Source organism: Pseudoflavonifractor sp. An184, from assembly GCF_002160305.1.
Lineage (GTDB): Bacteria > Bacillota > Clostridia > Oscillospirales > Oscillospiraceae > Lawsonibacter > Lawsonibacter pullicola.
This window is the reverse complement of record NZ_NFKI01000002.1, coordinates 135,608-156,376: the sequence shown is the minus strand read 5'-3', so window position 1 is coordinate 156,376 and position 20,769 is coordinate 135,608. Positions and strand designations below refer to the sequence as shown.

Here is a 20,769-nt window from a genome sequence, read left to right as displayed (position 1 = left end):
CTTTAGAGATGTGAGGGATTTTCTTGCAGGAACAGTTGGATAAAACAAAACGCAGTCCCATCCTGGGGGCGGTCAGTGACCAGGAGGCGGCGGAGCTGTGCCGGACGCTTCGGGAGGAGCTGATCCGGGACGTGTCCCAGACGGGGGGGCATCTGGCCTCCAACCTGGGGGCGGTGGAGCTGACGGTGGCCCTGCACCGGGTGCTGGATACCAGCCGGGACCGGCTGGTATTCGATGTGGGCCACCAGTGCTACCTCCACAAAATGCTTACCGGCCGGCGGGAGCAGATGACCACTCTGCGGCAGTTCGGAGGCATCGCCGGATTCCCGAAGCCCAGCGAGAGCGTCCATGACGCCTTTATTGCCGGACACGCCTCCAACTCGGTGGCGGTGGCCCTGGGAATGGCCCAGGCCCGGGATGTGATGGGGGCGGACAATATAGTGGCCGCCCTCATCGGCGACGGGGCCCTCACCGGCGGCCTGGCCTATGAGGGCCTGTCCAACGGGGGACAGTACCGGGGACAGCTTCTGGTCATCCTCAATGACAACGGCATGTCCATCGCCCAGAACGTGGGGGCGGTGGCCCAGCATCTGGCCAGCCAGCGGCTCAAACCCCAGTACCTGAGCTTCAAGCAGGGGTACCGGAAGGTGATGGGCTCCTTCTGGCTGGGACGGAAGCTCTACCGGGTGACCCACAGCGTGAAGAAGGCTCTGAAGCAGAGTATTCTGCCCTGCAGTATGTTTGAAAACATGGGCTTCACCTACCTGGGGCCGGTGGACGGCCACGACGTGGCCTATCTGACCAAAATTCTCCGCTACGCCGTCAGCCTGAAGGAGCCGGTCCTGCTCCATGTAAGAACTGTAAAGGGGAAAGGGTTTGCACCTGCGGAGCGAAACCCCGACGCCTTCCATGGCGTGTCCCCCTTCCATCCCGAGACAGGGGAACCGAAAAAAGCGTCGGGAGAGACCTTCTCCAGCGTCTTTGGCCGGACCATGGTGCGGCTGGCCCGGAATGATCCCCGCATCTGCGCCCTCACTGCGGCCATGGTGGGGGGGACCGGACTGGACGGCTTCGCTCAGACCTACCCCGGGCGGTTCTTCGATGTGGGCATCGCCGAGGGCTGCGCCGTCTCCATGGCCGCCGGCATGGCCAAGCAGGGGGCGGTGCCCGTCTTTGCGGTGTACTCCACCTTTTTGCAGCGCAGCTACGACATGCTCCTCCATGACATGGCCATCGACCGCCTCCATGTGGTACTGGCGGTGGACCGGGCCGGCCTGGTGGGGGAGGACGGAGAGACCCACCAGGGGGTGTTCGACGTGGCCTATCTGGACAGCATCCCCGGGATTACCGTCTACGCTCCGGCCAGCTTCGCGGAGCTGGACCGGATGCTGGAGGAGGCGGTGTGCCGGGTCTCCGGGCCTGTGGCGGTGCGCTATCCCCGGGGCGGCCAGGGGGAGTTCCGGGGGGACTCGGGGCCGGAGCCGGTGGTGGTCCTCCGCGCCGGAACTGACATTACGCTGGCAGGCTACGGTACGGAGCTCAACGAGCTGCTGGGGGCGGCCGACCGGCTGGCTCAGGAGGGAATCCAGGCTGAGGTTGTCAAGTGGAATATCATTACACCTCTTGAAACATCTGTTGTTTTGGAGTCTGTCCGCAGAACCGGCCATCTCCTGGTGGCCGAGGAGTGCGTGGAGCAGGGGAGTGTGGGTGTGCGGACGCTGGCCGCTCTGGAGGCGGCGGGCGTCCAGGCCCGGACCGCCCTGGTCAGCTGCGGACGGGATTATGTGACCCACGGGGCGGTGGATCTGCTGAAAAAAAGCTTGGGCCTGGACCGGGACAGCCTGTTCCGCCGGGCCATGGAGGTGCTGGGCCGTGAGCAGTAAAAAGAGGCTGGATGTGACCATGGTAGAGCGGGGGCTCACGGAGAGCCGCCAGAAGGCCCAGGCCGTCATTATGGCGGGACAGGTCTATGTAAACGGACAGAAGGTGGATAAGGCGGGCGCCCCTGTGGCGGAGAACGCGGCCATTGAGGTCCGGGGCAAGACCCTGGCCTATGTGAGCCGGGGGGGCCTGAAGCTGGAGAAGGCCATGGAGCTGTGGCCCATCCGGCTGGAGGGGGCGGTGTGCGCCGACATCGGAGCCTCCACCGGCGGCTTTACCGACTGCATGCTCCAGAACGGGGCGGAAAAGGTGTACGCGGTGGACGTGGGCTACAATCAGCTGGACTACCGGCTGCGCACCCACCCCAAGGTGGTGTGCATGGAGCGCACCAACGCCCGCTACCTCACCCGGGAACAGATTCCGGAGCCTCTGGACTTCTTCTCGGTGGACGTGTCCTTCATCTCCCTGAACCTGATCTTTCCGGCGGTTCGCCCCCTGATGAAGGAGGGGGGCGAGGGGGTCTGTCTCATCAAGCCCCAGTTTGAGGCCGGAAAGGACAAGGTGGGCAAGAAGGGCGTGGTCCGGGATGCATCGGTCCACCTGGAGGTGCTGGAGCACTTCCTGGAGCACGCCGCCCACGGAGGATTTACTGTAAAGGATATTACCTTTTCCCCTATTCGCGGGCCGGAGGGCAATATTGAGTACCTGGGCTATCTGTCCACCCAGCCGGGGCCGGCCTACGGCGGCGACCTGAAGGCGCTGGTGGAGGCCTCCCACGAGCTGGACAAGGGGGACAGGGCATGAGGATCATTTTAAGCTCCAATCCATACCGGGACAAGGGGCTGCGCACCGCCCTGGAGGCCGACCGGATCTTACGGAAGGCTGGGGCGGAGACGGTGCTGTGTCTCCCCTTTGTTCCCCGGAAGGGGGACCGGCTGGATTTGCCCCGGAACCTCTCCCTCCGCCAGCTGGAGGAGGAGCTGCCCCGGGCCGACCTGTTGGTTTGCTTCGGCGGGGACGGGACCATCCTCCACGCCGCCCGGGATGCCACCCTCCACGGGGTGCCCATCCTGGGGGTGAACATGGGCAGCGTGGGCTTTATGGCCGAGCTGGAGCGCACCGAGCTCTCCCTGCTGGTCCCCCTGGCCCAGGGGCACTTTGTCACCGAGGAGCGGATGATGCTGGACGTGCAGGTGTTCCGGGGCGGGCGGCCAGTGAGCCAGGACCTGGCCCTCAACGACGCGGTGTTCTCCAAGGGGTCCATGGCCCGGGTGGCCGAGGTGGAGGTCTGGGCCGACCAGACCATGGTCCAGCGGATCATGGGGGACGGGGTGATCGTGGCCACCCCCACCGGCTCCACCGCCTACTCCATGTCGGCGGGGGGGCCCATTGTGGAGCCCTCCTCCCAGTGCCTGATCGTCACGCCGGTGTGCGCTCACCAGCTGGCGGCCCGGGCGCTGGTGCTGGAACCGAACCGCCGGGTGGTGGTTCAGCTGCCACGGGGGAACCGGAAACACCTGTATCTGTCGGTGGATGGCGGCAAAGCGATCCGCTTGACAGGTGGCGAGCGGGTGGAGATCACCCGGTCCCGGTACAAGACACAGCTGGTGCAGCTGTCCGGCCGGAGCTTTTATGAGATCATCAACCAGAAGTTAGGAGGATACACCCCATGAAGCGCGCGCGTCAAGCGGAGATCTTAAACATCATTCAGGCGGTGGATGTGGAGACCCAGGAGCAGCTGCTGGACGAGCTGAAGGCTCGGGGCTTTTCCGCCACCCAGGCCACCATTTCCCGGGACATTAAGGAGCTGCGGCTGGTGAAGGAACTCTCCGGCGGCGGGTACCGCTACGCCTCCTCTGAGCGGAAGGGGCTGGCCGACTCGGACGCCCGTCTGCGGAACATCTTCAAAGAGGGAGTCACCTCGGTGGACCGGGCTCAAAACATCGTGGTGGTGCGCACCATGCCGGGGCTGGCCTCGGCGGCCTGCTCCGCCCTGGACAGCATGGAGATTCCCGGCATGGTGGGCAGCCTGGCCGGGGACGACACGGGCATCCTCATCATGCGGGACAACGACGCGGCGGAGCGCTTCAACCAGGAGGTCCACAAGCTCTTAAAGTGACCGGGAGAGAGGAGGAGTACAGCTTTGCTTTCCCTGCTTCACATTGAAAATATCGCCCTCATCCAGTCGGCAGACATTCGGTTCGAGCCGGGGTTCAACGTGCTCACCGGCGAGACGGGTGCGGGCAAATCCATCGTCATCGACTCCATCGGCGCGGTGCTGGGGGAGCGCACCAGCCGGGAGCTCATCCGCACCGGGGCCAAGTCCGCCCTGGTGACGGCGGTGTTTACCCAGGTGCCCCCCCTGCCCTGGCTGGAGGAGAACGGCTTCCCCACCGGGGAGGAGGATCTGCTCCTCCAGCGGGAGCTCCAGGGGGACGGCCGGAACGTGTGCCGCATCGACGGAAAGCTGGTGACGGTGGCCCAGCTGCGGGAGCTGGGGCGGCAGCTGCTGAACATCCACGGCCAGCACGACGGCCAGCAGCTGCTGGACCCGGCCAGTCACCTGGGCTATCTGGACCAGTTCGGCGGGTGCCAGCCTCTGCTGGAGGACTATCAGGAGGCCTACCGCAAGTGGCACGACATCCGCCGGGAGATGGACAAGCTCCAGATGGACGAGGCGGAGCGCTCCCGCCGGGTAGACACCCTGAACTACCAGATTCAGGAGCTGGAGCGGGCCCAGCTGAAGACTGGGGAGGACGAGGAGCTCTCCGCCCGGCGGACCCTGCTGCGCAGCGCGGGCAAGCTCATGGAGGCGGTCCAGAGCGCGGAGTTTGCCCTGTCCGGAGACGAGGACCGGGACGGGGCCTGCTCCCTCATCGCCCAGGCGGAGGGGGAGGTCCAGGGGGTGTCCTCCATCAGCCCGGAGCTGGGGGAACTGTCCGAAAAGCTCACCGCCCTGCGGTGCGCCGCCGACGACGCGGCGGACACCCTGCGGGACCTGAGCCGCTCCTTCGACTTCTCCCCCGGGGAGCTGGACCAGGTGGAGGAGCGGCTGGACCTGCTCTACCGCCTGCGGAAGAAGTACGGCCCCACGGTGGAGGACATGCTGGCCTACCTGGACCGGTGCCGGAAGGAGCTGGACCAGATCCAGTACGCCGACGACACCCTGGCCCGGCTGGAGAAAGATCTGAAGAAGGCACAAAAGGAGGCCGCGCGCCGGGGCGAGAGCCTGTCCCAGGCCCGGCGGGAGGCGGCCGGGGCCCTCCAGGCGCGGGTCCAGGAGGAGCTGCGCCAGCTGGACATGCCCAAGGTCCAGTTCCAGACGGAGTTTACCCCCAAGGGGGGCGAGGCCGGGATGGACGAGACCGGTCTGGACGAGGTGCAGTTCCTCATGTCCGCCAACCTGGGGGAGGCCCTGAAGCCCATCCAGAAGGTGGCCTCCGGCGGCGAGCTGGCCCGGATCATGCTGGCCCTGAAAAATGTGCTGGCCGAGGGGGACCAGATCGGCACCCTGGTCTTTGACGAGGTGGACACCGGCGTGTCCGGCCGGGCCGCCCAGAAGGTGGCCGAGAAGATGGCCCAGGTGGCCCGGGGCAAGCAGGTGCTGTGCGTCACCCACCTGCCCCAGATCGCCGCCATGGCGGACACCCACTTCTCCGTCCAGAAGGGGGAGCGGGAGGGGCGCACCTACACCCGGCTGGAGCGGCTGGACCGCTCCCAGCGCCGGGAGGAGCTGGCCCGCCTCATCGGCGGGGCCTCCATCACGCCCTCCCTGCTGGAGAGCGCCGAGGAGCTGCTGCGCCAGGCGGAGCAGCAGAAACAGGTATAATCATAAACGCGGACCGCGCCGCTCAGAGCAGGGGGCGCGGTCCGCTTTTTGTTGAGCCGGAGAGCGCCTCCACAAAATATTTTTGTCAGTCAGAAAAAGAATTATTGGGATGAAAAAATTGCATTTCACTTGCATTCTACAAATGCGCCTGATATAATAATTTCGTTAAGAAAAGGCCCGCGTCTCTGAATTCTGATGCGCGGAGCACCCTGGAGGAGGAGCGAGGCCCTTGTTTGTTCTGCTGCTTTTGGTGTGGATCGTACTGAACGGGAGCCTGAATCTGCAGGTGATTGCGGCCGGAGTGGTGATTTCGGCTGTCTTGTCCTGGGCCTCCTACCGTCTATTACAGCTGCCGCCCATGGGTGGAGCAGGCCGGATCGACCGCTTCTCCAGGGCGGTTTTTTATATCCTCTATCTGGCCTGGGAAATTCTGCGGGCCAACCTCCAGGTGATGGGCCGGATTCTCTTCCCCAAACGGCGGAAGGGGGCGCCCAAGCTCACCTGGTTCCAGTCCGGGCTGAAGGAGCCGGGACACCAGATGCTGCTGGCCAACTCCATCACTCTGACCCCGGGGACCATCACGGTCTCCCTGAAAAACGGGCGGCTGTGCGTCTACGCCATGGATCAGGAATTTGCCGCGGGGCTGTCGGAGTGCGGCTTCGTCCAAAAACTGCGCCGTTGGGAGGAGAAGTGAGATGGCGGAATGTACGCCGGTCCTGCGGGACGTGCTGATTGTGCTGCTGTGTATCCTCACGGCGGTGATGCTTCTCTGTCTGATCCGGGCGGTGCGGGGGCCCCGGTACACTGACCGGCTGGCGGCCCTCAATTTGATCTGCACCGTGGTGGTGCTGATGGTGTGCATCCTGTCCTATGTGCTGGGCGCGTCCTACCTGGTGGACGTGGCTATCCTGTACGGACTGCTGAATCTGCTGGCGGTGGCGGTGCTCAGCCGCATCTCAGTGCGCCGCCACCGGGAGAGGAGAAGGGGGAAGAAGTCGTGACGCTGCGGACGGGAATTGGAATGCTTCTGCTGGCCCTGGGGGTGCTGGTGGTGGTGATCGCCGCCGTGGGGCTGTTCCGCTTCCGGCGGACCCTGGACCTGCTCCAGGCCAGCGCCCTGGCCGACACCCTGGGGCTGTTTCTGATTACGGCGGGGCTGCTAGTGCTGTGCGGGTTCACGGTACACTCCGCCAAGCTGATTCTGGCCGCGGTGATTTTGTGGACGGTGAACCCGGTGGCCGCCCACCTGATCGCCCGCATGGAGGTGCTGACCGGGCTGGAGCTGGACCCGGACCAGCTGCCGGGAGAGGGGGAACAGGAGCTGTGACGGTTTTGCTGGAGGTGCTGCTGCTGGCCTTTTTGATCTTCTGCGCCGTCGCCGCCATCCTGTGCAGGCGGCTGGTGTCGTCGGTGATCATTTTTATGGCCTATTCGGCGGTGATGTCCCTATTGTGGTTCCTGCTGGAGTCCCCCGACCTGGCGGTGACCGAGGCGGCGGTGGGGGCCGGGGTGACCACCCTGCTGTTTTTCCTCACCCTGCGGAAGATCAACGGATTGAAGGGGATGGAGCGGGATGAAGACTGATCCCACCAGAGAGAGCTTGTATGAGCGCTTTCTCCGCTGGGCCGGCGGGGAGGAGGCCGACGGCCCCGAGGGGCCCGAGGACCCGGCCCGGCAGGAGTTTCAGGAGTATCTGGAGTACATGGACGCCCACGGGGAGATGGACTTCGGGGCCTACCGCCTCATGCGCTGGAAGGAGCGGAGGGCCAAGGGGCTGATCCCGGACACCGCCCCGGCGCCCCACAGCCCGGACCCGGTCCCGCCGGATCTGACGGGGCAGGAGCCCCTCAGACACCGCCCCGGCCGGCTGAAAAAGCAGATCAAGCTGTACTGGGTCCTCAGCGTGGCGGTGACGCTGGTGCTGGCGGCGGTCTTTCTGGTGGTGGCCCTGGAGCTGCCCGCCTTCGGCGACCCGTCCGCTCCCGCCCTCAATGAGGTGTCGGAGCGCTACCTGGAGCGGGGGACGGAGGAGACCGGGGCGGTGAACGCGGTCACCGGAATGATTCTGGACTACCGGGCCTTCGACACCTTCGGGGAGTCGGCGGTGCTCTTTGCCGCGGCCTCCAGCACCATTCTGCTGCTGAACAGCCCCAGACGGCATCTGCGCACCTACCGGGGGCCCGACCAGCTCACCAGCCTGCTGGGGCGGTCCCTGCTGCCGGTGATCCTCCTCTTTGGCGTCTATGTGGTCCTCAACGGCCACCTGAGCCCCGGGGGCGGCTTCTCCGGGGGCGCGGTGCTGGGGGCAGGATTGATCCTGGCCTCCCTGGTGCTGGGGGAGGAGCGGATGGAGCAGCTGCTGCCCGGCCGCCGGACCACGGTTCTGACGGCGGCCTGCCTGCTGGCCTATGGGGTGATGAAGGGGTACTCCTTCTTCACCGGGGGCAACCATGTGGGCTGGGACGTGCCCAAGGGGACCCCGGGGGAGCTGCTCAGCGGCGGGCTGATCCTGCCATTGAACATCTGCGTGGGGATCATCGTGGCCTGCACTATGTACACCTTTTATACCCTGTTTTTGCCGGGAGAGGAGGAGACGGAATGATAGAGACGCTGCTGCAGCAGCGGTACTATGTGGCGGCGGTGGTGCTGTTCAGCATCGGCTTCGTCACCCTGTTCCTGCACCCCAATCTCATCAAAAAGATTATCGGCATGAACCTGATGGATACGGCGGTCTTTCTGTTCCTGGCGGCCATGGGCTATGTGGACGGGGGGAAGGCCCCCATGGTGGAGCCGGGAGCGGCGGCGGAGGCCTACGTCAACCCGGTGCCCGGCGGGCTGGTGCTCACGGGCATCGTGGTGGCGGTGAGCACCACGGCCCTGTTTCTGGCCCTCACCCACCGCCTGTACCGGAAGTACCACAGTTTGAATCTGGACGTGATTCTCATGCTGGCCCGGGAGGGCGGGGAGAAGAACGATCACTGAAACCTGCTGCAAGGAGAGAGGGGGAAAGCCGTTGTCCTTGTCCTATAATATCCCGTTTCTCAGCATCCTTCTGGCCATGGTCAGCGCCATCCTGGTCCCTCTGCTCCGCAATGGGCGCTGGGCCCTGAATCTGGTGCGGGGGGTGCAGCTGGCCGCGGCGGCGGCTTCGGCCTATCTTCTGGCGGAGCTGAGCCTGGCCGGGGAGAGCTTCACCTTTCAGATGGGCCACTTTCCCGCCCCGTGGGGAAACATGCTCCGGGCCGGTCCCCTGGAGGCGGCGCTGGCCCTGACCTTCAGCCTGGTGATGGTGCTCTCCCTCACCGGCGGGGCCCGGGAACTGAGGGAGTCCCTGCGCTCCGACCAGCTGGGGTGGTACTGCCTGCTCATGCAGCTGCTGTACGGGGCGCTGCTGGCCATGGTGTACACCGACGACCTGTTTACCGCCTACGTCTTCGTGGAGATCGCGGCGGTGACCGCCTGTATCGCCGTGGCCGCCCGGGAGAGCGGCCGCTCCATCCTCTCGGCCATCCGGTACCTGATGTTCAGCTGTCTGGGGTCCGGCCTCATTCTGCTGGGGATCTCCATTTTGTACAGCATCACCGGGCACCTGCTCTTTGACAGCCTGGAGGGGGCGGTGGCCGCCCTGGCGGAGAGCCGGACCTACTTCATCCCACTGGTGGTCTCCGCTCTGCTGATGACCCTGGGTCTGTCCATCAAGAGCGCCCAGTTCCCCTTTCACGCCTGGCTGCCCGACGCCCACGCCAGCACCTTCACCGCGTCCAGCGCCATTCTGTCCGGCCTGGTGCTCAAGGGCTATCTGGTGATTATCATAAAGCTGATCCTGCGGGTGTTCAGCCCGGCCCTGCTGGTGAGCATCTGCATGGACGACCTGCTGTTCCTGCTGGGGCTGGCGGGGATGCTGTTCGCCTCGGTGGCCGCCCTGCGGCAGGAGGAGGTCAAGCGGATGATCGCCTACTCCTCCTCGGCCCAGATCTCCTACATCTTCCTGGCCTTAGGGCTGGGGAGCACGGAGGGGCTGATCGCCGCCTGCTATCAGATCCTGGCCCACGCCATGACCAAATCCATGATTTTCCTGGGGGCGGGGGAGATGATCCGGGCCTCCGGCGGCCACTACTGGGGGGAGCTGCGGGGAGCGGCCCGGCTGGCCCCTCTGGGGGGGCTGGCCTTCACCGTGGGGGGGCTGTCCCTGTGCGGACTGCCCCTGCTGGCGGGCTTTTCCGCCAAATACTGCATCGCCGGGGCGGCGCTGGAGGCGGAGTGGCAGACCTTCCCCGCCCTGTTCGGGCTGGCGGCCAGCTCGGTGCTCAACGCCATGTACTACATCCCCGCCATCCTGGCCATCTGGGGCCGGAAGCGGGCGGGGGAGGAGCAGCCTTTGGTGTGGGACTGGAGCGACAAGCCGGGGAAGGGGACCCTGGTGGTCCTGCTGGCGGGCAACGTGTTCCTGGGGACCGCCTTCGGCCCGGTCTGGGAGCTGCTCCAGCAGGGAATCGCCCTGTTTTGAACGTAACGGCAAAATACGCTGGGAGGAGGTGAGAAGATGCCGGGAAGCTGGCTGCTGCTGCCCATCCTGTTCCCGCTGTTAGGCGGGCTGGGGGTGCTGGGCATTCATACGTTAAAGACCCGCCGCCGGGTCATCTTTCTCCTCCTGACCGTCCAGCTGGCGCTGGTGGCTGTCCTGGGGGCGCGGGCGGCGGAGCCCGCCCAGATCCTGACCCTGGCGGGAGGGGTGCGGCTGGTGCTCCAGGCGGACGCCCTGGGGCGGCTGTTCTCCCTGCTCATCTGCGCCGTCTGGCTGGCTGTGGCGGTGTTCGCCTTTGAGTACATGAACCACGAGGGCCACCGGGAGCGGTTCTTCGGCTTCTACCTGATGACCCTGGGGGCCATGATGGGGGTGTGCTTCGCGGGCAATCTGGTCACCCTGTACCTGTTTTACGAGATGATGACCCTGCTCTCCGTCCCCCTGGTGCTCCACATCGGCACCCGGAAGGCCCTGGACGCGGCCTACCGCTATCTGGGCTTCTCGGTGGCAGGGGCCGGGCTGGGCCTGCTGGGCCTGTTCGTCCTCCAGGGCTACTGCACCACCGACCTGTTTACCCCCGGGGGGGTGCTGGACGCCCTGTGGGCGGGGGAGGACCGGGAGCTGCTGCTGCTGGTGTTCTTTGTGATGGCGGTCGGCTTCGGCTGTAAGGCGGGGATGTTCCCCCTCCACGCCTGGCTGCCCATCGCCCACCCGGTGGCGCCCGCCCCCGCCTCGGCGGTGCTGTCCGGCCTCATCACCAAGATGGGGGTGCTGGCCCTGATCCGGGTGGCGTACTACCTGTTCGGCTGGTCCTTCCTGGACGGCTCCTGGGCCCAGGCCGCCGTGCTGGTGCTCTCCCTCATCACGGTGTTCATGGGTTCCTCCCTGGCCCTGCGGGAGGACACCCTGAAAAAGCGTCTGGCCTACTCCACGGTGAGCCAGGTCTCCTATGTGATCTTCGGGCTGATGCTCTTTCACCCTCTGGCCCTGGAGGGGGCCATCTATCAGGCGGTGTTCCACGCCATCGCCAAGAACGCCCTGTTCATGGCCACCGGCGCCATCATCTATCAGACCCACCTGACCCAGGTGTCCCAGCTGCGGGGCATCGGCGGCCCATACAGCATCACCATGTGGTGCTTCACCCTGGCCTCCCTGTCCCTGGTGGGCATCCCGCCCACCGGCGGCTTTGTGAGCAAGTGGTTTTTGGCGGAGGGTGCCCTGGCGGCGGAGACCGGCCCCATGGCCTTCTGGGGTATCGGCGTGCTGATGGCGTCCGCCCTGCTGACGGCGGGGTACCTGCTGCCCATCGTGGTCCGGGCATTTTTCCCGGGAAAAGACTTTGACCAGCAGTCGGTGGTCCGCCAGCAGAACACCTGGCTCATGTGGATCACCCTGTGCCTGCTGACGGCGGCGGTGGTGCTGCTGGGGATGTTCCCCGGGGTGCTGGACCCGCTGATGGAGGGGATCGTGAGCCCCATGTTCCAGGGGTGACCAGCGGTCCGCCCAATAAAAATCCACCGGAGAGGAGTGAATCAGCCCATGTGGATGCTGTTGGCCATCGCCCTGCCCATGCTGGCGGGGGGAGCCCTGGCCGCCTGGCGGCCCAAGGACCGGACGGCCCGTCAGAATTTTGTGGTGGGGTCTGCCTGCCTGACGGCGGCGTGCGCCCTGGCGGCGGTGTTCACCCTCCGGGGGGAGGACCCTCTGGTGCTCCTGTCCATGGGGGAGAAGCTGACCATCGCCTTCCAGGTGGACGGCCTGTCCTGTATCTTTGCCGCCCTGGTGTCGGTGCTGTGGCCCCTGGCCAGCCTGTATGCGGTGGAGTACATGAGCCGGGAGGGGAGCGAGAACCGCTTCTTTGTCTTTTACCTCAGCAGCTTTGGTGTGACCCTGGGCATCGCCTTCTCTGCCAATGTGCTGACCATGTACCTCTTTTATGAGCTGCTCACCCTGGCCACCCTGCCCCTGGTGATGCACCACATGGACGGTAAGGCCCGGTATGCCGGGCGGGTGTATCTGACCTACTCCATGTGCGGGGCCGCCCTGGGCTTCATTGCCATGGTGCTGATGATCGAACACGGGGCCTGGTTCTTCCAGTTCGGGGGCAGCGTGACGGTGACGGCCAGCAAGGAAAATACCTTGCGGATGGCCTATATTCTGGGATTCTTCGGCTTCGGCGTCAAGGCGGCGGTGTTCCCCGGCCACAAGTGGCTGCTGCGGGCCTCGGTGGCCCCCACGCCGGTGACCGCCCTGCTCCACGCGGTGGCGGTGGTGAAGGCGGGGGTGTTCGCGGTGGCCCGGATCACCTGGTACGGCTTCGGCCCCGACCTGCTCCGGGGGAGCTGGTGCCAGTATCTGGCCATGGGGGCGGCCGTGTTCACCATTGTTTACGCCTCCTCCAAGGCCCTGCGCACCAAGCACCTGAAGCGCCGTCTGGCCTGGTCCACCGTCAGCAACCTGTCCTACATCCTCCTGGGGATCGCCACCCTCACCACGGCGGGGCTCATTGCCGGCATGGTCCACATGGTGGTCCACGCGGTGCTGAAGATCACCCTGTTCTTCGGCGTGGGCGCCGTCCACTACAAGCTCCACCGGGACTTTGTGCCCGATGTGGAGGGGTGCGGCGTGCTCATGCCGGTGGTGTTCGGCACCTTTGCCGTGGCCTCCCTGGGGCTCATGGGGGTGCCGCCCCTGGCGGGCTTCGCCAGCAAGTGGCTGCTGGCCACGGCGGCGGTGGGCATGGGGGAGTGGATCGGCTATCTGGGGGCGGCGGCCCTCATCGTGTCCGCCCTGCTCACCGCCCTGTACCTCATGGAGATCGTTCTGCTGGCCTTCTTCCCCCGGCAGAACCGGCAGCTCACCGTCCGGGTGCCCAAGCGGGCCCGGCAGGACCCCTGCTGGCGGATGACCGTTCCCCTGACCGTGCTGTCTGCGGGGTCGGTGGTCCTGGGCCTGGGGGCGGGCGTTCTGGAGCGCACCGTCTCCCTGCTGTTGGGGGTATGACGGAAAAATAGCGGGAAAGGAGGGGAGAGAGTGGACAGATTTTTGCTGTTTCCGGTGTTTTTTCCCATGCTGGCCGGTCTGTTCGCCTTTCAGCTGGGCCGCTGGCAGGAGAAGGCACGGGACATGTTCGTGCTGTCGGCCACGGCCATGGAGCTGCTGCTGGTGCTGACCATCTGGACCAACCCGGAGCTGTCCCAGGCCTCGGTGGCGGTGGAGGGCTTCTGCGCCCTGGGCATCCGCTTCCAGGCGGGGGGCTTCCACACCCTGATGGCCCTGCTCACGGCGGCGGGTTGGCTGGCCGCCTCGGTGTTCTGCCGGGAGTATATGGTCCATGTCCGCAAGCGGAACCGGTTCTACTTCTTCTGGATGCTCACCCTGGGGGCCACCATGGGGGTGTTCCTGTCGGCGGAGCTGTTCACCGCCTTCGTGTTTTTTGAGGTCATGTCCTTCACCTCCTTCGTCCTGGTGATTCAGACCGAGGAGTACCAGGCCCTGAAGGCGGGGGAGACCTATCTGGCGGTGGCGGTGATCGGCGGCCTGGCGGCGTTGGCGGGACTGTTCCTCCTCTACGGACAGCTGGGCACCCTGGACCTGGACCGGATGGGGGCGGCCGCGGCGGCGGTGGAGGACCGGACGCTGCTGTGGGCGGGCTCCCTGCTGGTGCTGGTGGGCTTTGGGGCCAAGGCGGGAGCCTTCCCCCTGCACATCTGGCTGCCCACCGCCCACCCGGCGGCTCCCGCCCCGGCTTCGGCGGTGCTGTCCGGCATCATCATCAAGACGGGGGTGTACGGCATTCTGGTGCTGTCCACCACCATCTTCCTGTATGACGGGGCCTGGGGGCTGCTGCTGGCCGCCATCGGTACGGTGACCATGGTGTTGGGGGCGGTGCTGGCGGTGTGTTCCATCGACCTGAAGCGCACCCTGGCCTGCTCCTCCATCTCCCAGATCGGCTTTATTCTGGTGGGGACGGCCATGGTGTGCCTGCTGGGGGAGCACAACGCCCTGGCGGTGGACGGAACCATCCTGCACATCCTGAACCACTCCCTCATTAAAATGGTGCTCTTTCCCCTGGCGGGGATCATCCATCTGTCCACCCACTCCTTCGATCTCAATGAGATCCGGGGCTTTGGCCGGGGAAAGCCCATGCTGGCCCTGCTCATGGGGCTGCCCATGCTCAGTCTGGCGGGAGTGCCCGCCCTCAACGGCTATGTGAGCAAGACCCTCCTCCACGAGAGCATTGTGGAGTACATTCCGCTGGCGGGGGAGTACGATCTGCTGTTCTCCGCCCTGGAGGGGCTGTTCCTGCTCAGCGGCGGGCTGACTCTGGCCTATATGCTCAAGCTGTTTGTCTGTCTGTTCGTGGAGAAGAACCCCCTGCCCCAGGAGGTGCTGGACAAAAAGTGGCGGCGGAGGGGGGAGCACTACATCGCCCCCGCCTCCCTGGGGACCATCGCCTGCTACCTGCTGGTGATGGTCCGACTGGGTTCGGAGCCCAACATGACCATGGACGCGGTGGCGGCCATGACCCGCGGCTTTCTCCACGGCCACGCCCCGGACCACCCGGTGGACTACTTCTCCCCGGTGAATCTGGAGGGGGCGGGGATCTCCCTGGCCATCGGCGCCGTCGTCTATGTGCTGGTGGTGCGGCTGCTGCTGGTGCGGAAAAAACGCTATTTTGACCCCATCCCGCCGGGGCTTAGTCTGGAGTACGGGCTGTACCGCCCGCTTCTGGACCTGCTGGCCAAGACGGCGGTGGTGCTGGCCACTCTGGTGGACCGGCTGCTGCCCCGGCTGCTGTTCCAGGCCCTGCCCCGGTGGATCGGACGGATTCACCAGAGCGGGGTGGAGTGCTGGGAGGGGGCGGTCCGGAGACTGACCGGCGGCCGCTACGCCCCCCAGCCCTCGGTGGAGCAGGCGGCGGACGACGAGCACTTTGCCCACTATGAGGACGCCCCACGCCGGGGAGGGGGCTTTGTTCAGTCCTTGGCGTTCGGGCTGATTCTCACCGGACTGGGGATGGCCTTTGCGCTGCTGTTCATCCTGCTCTATGGCATTCACGTCTGATCAGGGAACAAAGAAAAGGAGCTGCATTGACTGTGTAAAGCATAACGCCGGCCGTCGGGACGCCGGGAAAGTGCCGTTCTTGCAGCCGCTGTGAAAAAGCAATCGAAGTCCGTCTGACGTTAAAAAATATTGCAGGCCTGGGAACAGTATGAAACCACCCGCTCAGGAGATACTGGAACTATCGGTATCACCTGGGCGGGAGGTTTTGTTGGTCATGCAGAACAAGGTGGAGCTGTGCGGCGTGAACACCGCGAAACTGAAAGTGCTGAAGAATGAGGAGACCCAGGAACTGCTCCGCCGCTCAAAGGCGGGGGACAAGCAGGCACGGGAGGAGCTGATCCAGGGCAATCTGCGTCTGGTGCTGTCGGTGATCCACAAGTTTTCCAACCGGGGAGAGAATGTGGACGACCTGTTCCAGGTGGGGTGCATCGGCCTTATCAAGGCCATTGACAATTTCAATACCGACCTGGACGTGCGCTTCTCCACCTACGGGGTCCCCATGATCGTGGGGGAGATCCGCCGCTATCTCCGGGACAACAGCACCATCCGGGTGTCCCGGGCCATGCGGGACACCGCCTATAAGGTGCTCCAGGCCAAAGAGGCCTATATGGCCAAGCATCAGAAGGAGCCCACGGTGGAGGAGATCGCCCGGATCCTGGGCATCAAGCGGGAGGATGTGGTGTTCGCCCTGGACGCCATCTTGGACCCGGTGTCCCTGTACGAGCCCATCTACTCCGACAGCGGGGACACGGTATGTGTCATGGACCAGGTGAAGGACAGCAAGAACACCGACGAGATGTGGCTGGAGCATATCGCTCTGAGAGAGGCGGTCTCCCACCTGACCGAGCGGGAGCAGAAGATCCTGGCCATGCGCTTCTACCAGAGCAAGACCCAGATGGAGGTGTCGGAGGAGATCGGCATCTCCCAGGCCCAGGTTTCCCGCCTGGAGAAAAACGCTCTGCGGCAGATCCGCAAGGAGCTGTGAATTTTGGGCGCGGGGGGCGGAGAGAACCGCCTCCCGCGCCGGTATTTTGAAAGTATTTTGGTCCGTCCGGCAATCGCCTCTTGCGTATTTGCAGGATTTGTGGCAAAATAAACCCTGGAACCAAAGAACCGTCGGAGCAAGGAGGGGCGGCATGAGACGAAAGGGCCATTTTTTCAGGATTCTGCTGACGGCTGTGCTTTTGTTGGGCCTGCTGCCGCTGAATATTTGGGCGGCGGAAGGACAATCGGCCGGGGAAGCCACGGTGCTCTTTACCCACGACCTCCACTCCTGCTTTTTTCCAAGGGTCCAGGAGGGCGGGGAGGAGCGGGGCGGCTTTGCCCGCCTGGCCGCTGCCCTGACGGAGGAGCGGACAGGGCATCCGGACGCCCTGACGGTAGACGCCGGGGACTTCTCCTCCGGCTCCCTGGTCCAGACCCTGTCCACCACCCGCGCCCCGGAGCTGGTTACCCTGGGGGCCATGGGCTATGACGCGGTGACGGCGGGCAACCACGAGTTTGACAACGGGCCGCTGGGCTTCGGCGAGATGCTCACCGCCGCCGGGAGAGGGAGCGGCGCCCTGCCCGCCCTGGTCATGGCCAACTACCGCCCGGCGGAGGACGACCCGAACCGCCTGGACCTCCAGCGCGCCATGGCCGCGTATGGGGTGCAGGAGTACCTGCTTTTAGAGCGGGGGGGCGTGACCTACGGCATTTTTGGGCTGATGGGTCAGGACGCCCACGCCAGCGCGCCCACCTCCAGTTTTGTGCTGGAGGAGCCGGCCCAGGCGGCCCAGCGCTGTGTGAGCCGGCTGGAGGAGCAGGGGGCGGAGTTTATCATCTGCCTGTCCCACAGCGGCACCAGCCAGACCTCCGTCTCGGAGGATGAGGAGCTGGCCCGGGCGGTGCCGGAGATCGACCTGATCGTATCGGGACATACCCACACCACCCTGCCGGAACCCATTGTGGTGGGGGACACCTACATTGTCTCCGCCGGGTCCAACTGTGAAAACCTGGGGAGCATCACCCTGTCCTGGAACGGGGCGGGGGAGAAGACCCTGGAGGAGTACCGCCTGATCCCCATTGACGGGACGGCGGGGGAGGACCCGGAGATTTCCGCTCTGGCCCAGGACTGGAAGGAGCAGGTGGACATCGGCTATCTGGGCTCCTATGGCCTCACCTATGACCAGGTGCTGACCCGAAGCGACTTTTTCCTCCCGCTGCCCCAGGCGGGGGTTCAGGACGGAAACGGCCTGGGAGAGCTGACGGCGGACTCCTTTGCCTGGGCGGCACGAACCATTGCCGGGCTGCCGGAGGGAGAGCCCCTGATCGCCCTCACGGCGGACGGGGTGCTGCGGGCGCCGCTGCCCCGGGGAAATGTCACCACGGCCCAGGTCTTTGATGTGCTGAATGTGGGGGCCGGGGCCGACGGGACCGCCGGGTCTCCGCTGATTTCCTGCTACCTCACGGGCAAGGAGCTGCGGGCGGTGCTGGAGGTTGACGCCACCGTGTCCACCCTGATGCCGGAGGCCCAGCTCTACCTGTCCGGAGTGGACTACTCCTTCAACACCCACCGGATGTTTTTCAATAAGGTGACGGGGGCGTCCCTCACCCAGACGGGGGAGGCGCCGGAAAACGGAAAGCTGTACCGGGTGGTGACCAGCCTGTACTGCGGCCAGATGCTCAGCACAGTGCGGGACCGCTCCTTCGGGCTGCTCTCCATTGTGCCGAAGGATGAGAACGGTCAGCCGGCGACCAATCTGGAGGACTACATCCTGTACGATTCCTCCGGGCACGAGCTGAAGGAGTGGTACGCCCTGGCGGCCTATCTCCAGAGCTTTGGGCAGGACGGGATTCCCACCTCGTACGCCTGGCCAGACGGGCGCAAGGACGTGAGCAGCAGCTGGAACCCCATCGAGCTCATCAAGAGCCCCAGCCTGCTCACCATCGGTGTCCTGCTGCTGGCGGCGGCGCTGATCGCGGCGGTGGCGCTTTTGGTTCGGGCCCTGGTGCGCCGGAGGCGCAGCGGGCGGTACGGCGGATACCGACGGAGAAGATTTTTCAAATAGAGTTATCCCTGCGCGGCCTGCCGCGCTTCGATATAGCGAGAAGGACGGAGGGGGACCGCGGGGTGCCGCAGAATGATGTCCCGGCGCCCTGAGGATTTCGGACCGATAAGGAGGAGAAAGCGTGAAACAGCAGTATCAAATCGTGAAAAAGAAGGTGCTGACGCCGGAGATCAGCCAGATCTCCGTCCATGCGCCGCTGGTGGCCGCCAAGGCCAAGGCGGGTCAGTTTATCATTCTGCGGGTGGACGCGGATGGAGAGCGCATTCCGCTGACCATCTCCAGCGCTGACACGGAGAACGGGACCATCACCGTCATCTTCCAGAAGGTGGGGGCCACCACCATGGCTCTGGACCAGCTCCAGGAGGGGGACTGTCTCCACGATTTTGTGGGCCCCCTGGGGGAGCCCACCCACGTGGAGGGCTACGGCCGTGTGGCCGTCCTGGGCGGCGGCCTGGGCTGCGCCATCGCCCTGCCGGTGGCCAAGGCCCTGCACGAGGCCGGCAACCAGGTGGACCTGATCGGCGGCTTTAAGACCAAGGATATCGTGATCCTGGAGGAGGAGATGGGGCAGGCCTGCACCGACCTGCACATCTGCACCGACGACGGCACCTACGGCTATCACGGCTTTGTCACCGGCAAGCTGGAGGAGCTCATCCAGAGCGGGGTGAAGTTCGACCACGTGTTCGCCATCGGCCCCCTGATGATGATGAAGTTTGCCTGCAAGCTGACCAAGCAGTACGAGATCCCCACCACCGTGAGCATGAACCCCATTATGATCGACGGCACCGGCATGTGCGGCGGCTGCCGCCTCACCGTGGGCGGCGAGGTGAAGTTCGCCTGCGTGGACGGCCCCGACTTCGACGGCCACCAGGTGGACTTCGACGAGGTGATCGCCCGGAACGCTACGTACAGAGATTTTGAGACCAAGGCGAGAGAGGACCACCTCTGCCGTCTGGGAGGAGGTGCCCTCAATGGCTAATATGCAGATGACGAAGACCCCCATGCCCGAGCAGGACCCCCAGGTCCGCAACCACAACTTCCTGGAGGTGGCCCAGGGCTACACCCTGGAGCAGGCCATGAACGAGGCGCAGCGGTGCATCCACTGCAAGAACCCCGCCTGCGTCAGCGGCTGCCCCGTGGGCATCCCCATCCCCGACTTCCTGGCCAAGGTGGCCGAGGGGGACATCGCCGCCGCCTATGAGATTTTGTCCAACGCCAACGCCCTGCCCGCCATCTCCGGCCGGGTGTGCCCCCAGGAGAACCAGTGCGAGGGCAAGTGCGTCCGGGGCGTGAAGGGCGAGCCCGTGGCCATCGGCCGGGTGGAGCGCTTCGTGGCCGACTGGGCCGCCGGGCAGGGAATCGCCAATGTGGCCACCGCCCCCAAGAACGGCCATAAAGTGGCCGTCATCGGTTCCGGCCCCGCCGGCCTGACCTGCGCCGGGGAGCTGGCCCGCATGGGCTACGACGTCACCGTGTTTGAGGCCTTCCACACCGCCGGCGGCGTGCTCACCTACGGCATCCCCGAGTTCCGTCTCCCCAAGGCCATCGTGGCCCGGGAGGTGGCTAACCTGGAGAAGATGGGCGTAGACATCGAGCTGAATATGGTCATCGGCAAGATCCTGACCATCCCCGAGCTCTTTGAGCGGGGCTATGAGGCGGTGTTCATCGCCTCCGGCGCCGGCCTGCCCATGTTTATGAAGATCCCCGGCGAGGGGCTGGTGGGCGTCTACTCCGCCAACGAGTACCTCACCCGCATCAACCTGATGAAGGCCTACAAGGAGGACAGCCCCACCCCCATCCTTCACAACCAGAAGGTGGCCGTGGTGGGCGGCGGCAACGTGGCCATGGACGCCGCCCGGTGCGCCAAGCGCCTGGGGGCCGAGGTCCACATCGTCTACCGCCGCTCCGAGGCGGAGCTCCCCGCCCGGGCGGAGGAGGTCCACCACGCCAAGGAGGAGGGCATCATCTTCGACCTGCTCACCAACCCCGTGTCCATTGAGGGGGACGAGAAGGGCCATGTCCAGTCCATGACCTGCATCCGCATGGAGCTGGGCGAGCCCGACGCCTCCGGCCGCCGCCGCCCCGTCCCCGTGGAGGGCAGCGAGTTCCAATTCGAGGTGGACGCGGTGATCATGGCCCTGGGCACCTCCCCCAACCCCATGAGCACCAAGGGCACCGAGGGCCTGGAGAAGACCCGGAAGGGCTGTGTGGCCGCCGACGAGGGCGGACACACCAACCTGCCCGGCGTGTTTGCCGGCGGCGACGCCGCCACCGGAGCGGCCACCGTCATCCTGGCCATGGGAGCCGGCAAGTCCGCCGCCAAGTCCATCGACGCGTACATTAAGAGCAAACAGTAAACATATAAAAGATGGCAGGCACGCTAGTGTCTGCCATCTTTTTGCTGTATGATCGGGAGA

General features: G+C 65.4%; 19 protein-coding genes. All 19 read left to right on the top strand.

Annotated features, from left to right (window positions below; all coding sequences use genetic code 11):
* The first annotated feature begins 23 nt into the window (after nt 1-23).
* Nucleotides 24-1,883, top strand: coding sequence for a 1-deoxy-D-xylulose-5-phosphate synthase (gene dxs, locus B5F19_RS01745; RefSeq protein WP_087287107.1), 1,860 nt, complete (start codon nt 24-26; stop codon nt 1,881-1,883).
* A complete protein-coding gene (locus B5F19_RS01740; RefSeq protein ID WP_242972658.1) occupies nt 1,873-2,685 on the top strand; it encodes a TlyA family RNA methyltransferase in 813 nt (270 codons plus the stop codon). Before dxs ends, B5F19_RS01740 begins: the two co-directional genes overlap by 11 nt.
* Entirely contained in the window at nt 2,682-3,554 is an 873-nt protein-coding gene (locus tag B5F19_RS01735) for an NAD(+)/NADH kinase (protein ID WP_087287104.1), read from the top strand. Before B5F19_RS01740 ends, B5F19_RS01735 begins: the two co-directional genes overlap by 4 nt.
* Complete coding sequence (locus tag B5F19_RS01730; protein WP_087287101.1) at nt 3,551-4,000, top strand: arginine repressor; 450 nt, start codon at nt 3,551-3,553, stop codon at nt 3,998-4,000. The genes B5F19_RS01735 and B5F19_RS01730 overlap by 4 nt, the downstream gene beginning before the upstream one ends.
* A 24-nt stretch (nt 4,001-4,024) precedes the next feature.
* The gene (gene recN, locus B5F19_RS01725; RefSeq protein WP_087287098.1) at nt 4,025-5,710 is read left to right on the top strand and encodes a DNA repair protein RecN; all 1,686 of its coding nucleotides are present in this window, start codon (nt 4,025-4,027) and stop codon (nt 5,708-5,710) included.
* A 229-nt stretch (nt 5,711-5,939) separates the two neighbouring features.
* Entirely contained in the window at nt 5,940-6,404 is a 465-nt protein-coding gene (locus B5F19_RS01720; protein ID WP_087287095.1) for a Na+/H+ antiporter subunit E, read from the top strand.
* A gap of 1 nt (nt 6,405) precedes the next feature.
* Nucleotides 6,406-6,711, top strand: coding sequence for a monovalent cation/H+ antiporter complex subunit F (locus B5F19_RS01715; protein WP_087287092.1), 306 nt, complete (start codon nt 6,406-6,408; stop codon nt 6,709-6,711).
* A complete protein-coding gene (locus B5F19_RS01710; RefSeq protein WP_140394139.1) occupies nt 6,708-7,037 on the top strand; it encodes a monovalent cation/H(+) antiporter subunit G in 330 nt (109 codons plus the stop codon). Before B5F19_RS01715 ends, B5F19_RS01710 begins: the two co-directional genes overlap by 4 nt.
* Nucleotides 7,034-7,294, top strand: coding sequence for a hydrogenase subunit MbhD domain-containing protein (locus tag B5F19_RS01705; protein ID WP_087287086.1), 261 nt, complete (start codon nt 7,034-7,036; stop codon nt 7,292-7,294). Before B5F19_RS01710 ends, B5F19_RS01705 begins: the two co-directional genes overlap by 4 nt.
* The gene (gene mbhE / locus B5F19_RS01700; protein ID WP_087287083.1) at nt 7,284-8,312 is read left to right on the top strand and encodes a hydrogen gas-evolving membrane-bound hydrogenase subunit E; all 1,029 of its coding nucleotides are present in this window, start codon (nt 7,284-7,286) and stop codon (nt 8,310-8,312) included. The genes B5F19_RS01705 and mbhE overlap by 11 nt, the downstream gene beginning before the upstream one ends.
* The gene (locus B5F19_RS01695; RefSeq protein WP_087287080.1) at nt 8,309-8,692 is read left to right on the top strand and encodes a cation:proton antiporter subunit C; all 384 of its coding nucleotides are present in this window, start codon (nt 8,309-8,311) and stop codon (nt 8,690-8,692) included. Before mbhE ends, B5F19_RS01695 begins: the two co-directional genes overlap by 4 nt.
* Nucleotides 8,693-8,729: 37 nt before the next feature.
* On the top strand, nt 8,730-10,217 hold the full coding sequence (locus B5F19_RS01690; RefSeq protein ID WP_140394138.1) for a proton-conducting transporter membrane subunit: 1,488 nt from the start codon (nt 8,730-8,732) through the stop codon (nt 10,215-10,217).
* A 36-nt stretch (nt 10,218-10,253) separates the two neighbouring features.
* The gene (locus B5F19_RS01685; RefSeq protein ID WP_087287074.1) at nt 10,254-11,726 is read left to right on the top strand and encodes a proton-conducting transporter membrane subunit; all 1,473 of its coding nucleotides are present in this window, start codon (nt 10,254-10,256) and stop codon (nt 11,724-11,726) included.
* Nucleotides 11,727-11,774: 48 nt separating this feature from the next.
* Nucleotides 11,775-13,238: a proton-conducting transporter membrane subunit gene (locus B5F19_RS01680; protein WP_087287071.1), complete on the top strand. Its 1,464-nt coding sequence runs from the start codon at nt 11,775-11,777 to the stop codon at nt 13,236-13,238.
* 30 nt (nt 13,239-13,268) lie between these two features.
* Nucleotides 13,269-15,302, top strand: coding sequence for a complex I subunit 5 family protein (locus B5F19_RS01675; RefSeq protein ID WP_087287068.1), 2,034 nt, complete (start codon nt 13,269-13,271; stop codon nt 15,300-15,302).
* Nucleotides 15,303-15,516: 214 nt separating this feature from the next.
* A complete protein-coding gene (sigG, locus tag B5F19_RS01670) occupies nt 15,517-16,287 on the top strand; it encodes an RNA polymerase sporulation sigma factor SigG (RefSeq protein ID WP_087287064.1) in 771 nt (256 codons plus the stop codon).
* Nucleotides 16,288-16,438: 151 nt separating this feature from the next.
* Nucleotides 16,439-18,352 (top strand): 5'-nucleotidase C-terminal domain-containing protein, encoded by a 1,914-nt coding sequence (locus B5F19_RS01665; protein WP_087287061.1) that lies wholly within the window; start codon nt 16,439-16,441, stop codon nt 18,350-18,352.
* Nucleotides 18,353-18,473: 121 nt separating this feature from the next.
* Entirely contained in the window at nt 18,474-19,331 is an 858-nt protein-coding gene (locus B5F19_RS01660) for a sulfide/dihydroorotate dehydrogenase-like FAD/NAD-binding protein (protein WP_087287058.1), read from the top strand.
* Complete coding sequence (gene gltA, locus B5F19_RS01655; RefSeq protein WP_087287055.1) at nt 19,324-20,709, top strand: NADPH-dependent glutamate synthase; 1,386 nt, start codon at nt 19,324-19,326, stop codon at nt 20,707-20,709. The genes B5F19_RS01660 and gltA overlap by 8 nt, the downstream gene beginning before the upstream one ends.
* The last annotated feature ends 60 nt before the right edge of the window (nt 20,710-20,769 follow it).

Bases quoted from the DNA above. Each gene is read 5' to 3' on its own strand.
- B5F19_RS01695 (WP_087287080.1), top strand. From the start codon at position 8,309: ATGATAGAGACGCTGCTGCAGCAGCGGTACTATGTGGCGGCGGTGGTG.
- B5F19_RS01715 (WP_087287092.1), top strand. From the start codon at position 6,406: ATGGCGGAATGTACGCCGGTCCTGCGGGACGTGCTGATTGTGCTGCTG.
- B5F19_RS01665 (WP_087287061.1), top strand. From the start codon at position 16,439: ATGAGACGAAAGGGCCATTTTTTCAGGATTCTGCTGACGGCTGTGCTT.
- sigG (WP_087287064.1), top strand. From the start codon at position 15,517: ATGCAGAACAAGGTGGAGCTGTGCGGCGTGAACACCGCGAAACTGAAA.
- B5F19_RS01730 (WP_087287101.1), top strand. From the start codon at position 3,551: ATGAAGCGCGCGCGTCAAGCGGAGATCTTAAACATCATTCAGGCGGTG.
- B5F19_RS01680 (WP_087287071.1), top strand. From the start codon at position 11,775: ATGTGGATGCTGTTGGCCATCGCCCTGCCCATGCTGGCGGGGGGAGCC.
- B5F19_RS01735 (WP_087287104.1), top strand. From the start codon at position 2,682: ATGAGGATCATTTTAAGCTCCAATCCATACCGGGACAAGGGGCTGCGC.
- B5F19_RS01685 (WP_087287074.1), top strand. From the start codon at position 10,254: ATGCCGGGAAGCTGGCTGCTGCTGCCCATCCTGTTCCCGCTGTTAGGC.
- mbhE (WP_087287083.1), top strand. From the start codon at position 7,284: ATGAAGACTGATCCCACCAGAGAGAGCTTGTATGAGCGCTTTCTCCGC.
- gltA (WP_087287055.1), top strand. From the start codon at position 19,324: ATGGCTAATATGCAGATGACGAAGACCCCCATGCCCGAGCAGGACCCC.